This window comes from Bradyrhizobium sp. Cp5.3, assembly GCF_000426265.1.
In the GTDB taxonomy this organism is placed as follows: domain Bacteria; phylum Pseudomonadota; class Alphaproteobacteria; order Rhizobiales; family Xanthobacteraceae; genus Bradyrhizobium; species Bradyrhizobium neotropicale.
The window spans coordinates 1-2,619 of sequence record NZ_AUFA01000120.1; the positions used below are offsets into that span (position 1 = coordinate 1).

The 2,619-nt window shown below is 61.0% G+C and carries 2 protein-coding genes; both read left to right on the top strand.

The features are described 5' to 3' along the window. Positions 1–486: hypothetical protein (locus K289_RS52030; protein ID WP_198024897.1), on the top strand; the 486-nt coding region annotated here is incomplete at its 5' end. Further along, complete coding sequence (locus K289_RS0140650) at positions 483–2,573, top strand: recombinase family protein (protein ID WP_027556525.1); 2,091 nt, start codon at positions 483–485, stop codon at positions 2,571–2,573. The genes K289_RS52030 and K289_RS0140650, both read left to right, overlap by 4 nt. Positions 2,574–2,619: the final 46 nt, after the last annotated feature.

Genomic DNA, 2,619 nt, shown 5'->3' on the forward strand with positions numbered 1-2,619 from the left:
ATGAATGACGAACTACTCTTGATAAGGATCAACCAGCTCGTGCTGGCTGATCCACAACACGCATTGGCACACGCTTCCAGTCTGAGCCATCGAGCGAGGGCACATCGAAATATCCCCTCTGGGGAGTCTGACGAATCACCTGCCACCGAAGTTACAGTGTGCGAACCGGCGCATCCGTTGTTCGGCCGCACGTTCCGCGTCATTCGCCGTTCGGTCCATCGTGGCGGTGGTTTCCCGCTTTCGTACGAGGTCGAATATCGAGACGGTGCCAGCCTTTTGATTCCGGTCGCGGCAACCGAACCACGGATGTCGATGGAGAATCGAACGAAGCTGAGCGTCGAGGCACTACACGATCTGACCTCTCTGGTTGAGCAGCTCGAACACGATGCCGATCGATCCGAAAGACCTTTGGGCCACGCTGCCAACGGCACTGCAGCGCCAAATCGTCAACGACGTCGCCGCAGTGCTGGCGGAGGCAAGTCATGAAATCCGAACTGGTCAAGCCGATACACCTGGCGCGACGGGCGGTCGTGTACATCCGGCAGTCGACGACCCATCAGGTGGTGACCAACCAAGAGAGTCTGCGATTGCAATACGCGCTTCGCCAACGCGCCATCGAGCTCGGCTGGCACGAAGCTGGCATCGACGTCATCGACGCTGATCTCGGCATCAGTGGGGCGTCGGCGGCTCAGCGCAGCGGCTTCAAGGAGCTGGTCGGACGTGTTGGGCTCAACGAGGTTGGTCTGATCCTGTCGATCGACGTGACGCGCCTCGCCCGCAACTGCTCGGATTGGTATCCGCTGCTCGATATCTGCGGGCTGCACGGCTGCCTCATCGCCGACCGTGATGGCGTCTATGACCCCGGCAGCGCGAATGGCCGACTGCTGCTGGGCCTAAAAGGGACGATATCGGAGCTCGAGCTCCATACGATACGTAGTCGATTGACGGCGGGTCTTCTCGCCAAGGCGGAGCGCGGTGAGCTTGCGCTCACCTTGCCGATCGGCCTTGTCCGCGATCCCTCTGGCGTCGTCGTCAAGGACCCGAACCTGGAGGTGCAGGAACGGCTCGAGCTGCTGTTCGAGACCTTCCTGAAAGTGCGCACCGTTGCCAAGGTCATGCGTGAGTTCAACGACCGCGGTCTGGAGCTGCCGCGCCGCGATCGTCACGGCGATCTGCATTGGGCGCGGGCGACGACATCCGCGGTCGCAGCGATTCTGAAGAATCCCGCCTATGCGGGCGCCTTCGTCTACGGACGGACACGACTGCGCAAACCGTCGGACGGAAGATTACCGACGAAGGCGCCGAAACCGATCGAGCAATGGCGGATCATCGTCAAGGACCGCTATCCTGCCTATATCGCTTGGCAAAGCTACGAGAAGATCAGGGGCATCGTCAGCGACAACCGAGCAGAATACATGCGCAACAAGACCAGGGGTGCTCCACGTGAGGGCGAGCTACTGCTGCAAGGCATCGCATGGTGCGGAAGATGCGGTCACAAGATGTACGCTCGCTACAAGAGGGGCGCCGAGTACGTCTGCAATCACCTGTGTTCGCATCAGGGACTGCCGACGTGCCAATACATCCGTGCTCCCCGCGTCGACGCCGCCGTGACGCAAGCGTTCCTCACAGCGCTGGCGCCGGCCGAGATCGACGCGTTGTCGTGCGCTCGTCGCGCTCAGCAACAGGCGTACAAAGCAATACGGAGCAGTGCCGAGCAGCAGCTCGAACGCCGGCGCTACGAAGCAGCACTCGCCGAACGTCAGTTCAACCGCGTCGATCCTGACAACCGGCTTGTCGCCGCCGAGCTCGAGCGCCGTTGGGAGGCGGCTCTGAAGGAGGTCCGAGCGGCAGAGGAGGCCCTGGCCCGTTTGAAGTCTCCCCAGGCTATCGCTCAGATCACCGTCGGCAACAAGGCGCTGAACGACAAAGTAGTCCGCCTCTCCGGCCGTCTGCCTGAGATCTGGACAGACCCGAGCACGACCGACTCGAAACGCAAGGCGCTGCTGCGCTGTCTCATTGACAAGGTGATCCTCGACCGCGGCGAGCACGACGTCGTCAGGGTGAGGATCGTCTGGCGCGGCGGAGCCGTCACCGAGATCGAGGTAAAGATGCGTGTCAACTCAGTAGCGAATCTCACCCAAGGCGCGGAGATGCGAGAACGCGTGCTTGAGCTCGCCCGCACTAAGATGCACGACGACGAGATCGCTGCCATGTTGACGAGCGAAGGGCACCGGTCACCAAATTGCCCTGACAAAGTGCTGCCGATCACCGTCCAGCGCATTCGCTTGCACGCCGGCCTCAAGCGGCTTACCGAGCAACGTACGCGATGGCGGCATTCGCCCGACTTGCTCAGCGCACAGGAACTCGCCGGCGTATTGAACATTCCCGTAAACTGGCTCTACGTTCAGATTAGGCAAGGGCGCCTTTTGATCGATCGTCACCCTTCCGGCGCGCACCTGTTCTCCAACACGTCGCACGTGATTGAGGCTGTTCGAAAACTACGCAATCATGAGCTCGATCATCTTGATCTCAGAATCACTGAGCCTCACGAGGAGGGGCATTCGCATGGATAGTCGAGCAGCACCGAGAGCTGAGCATGAGATAGCGGCATGACGCCTT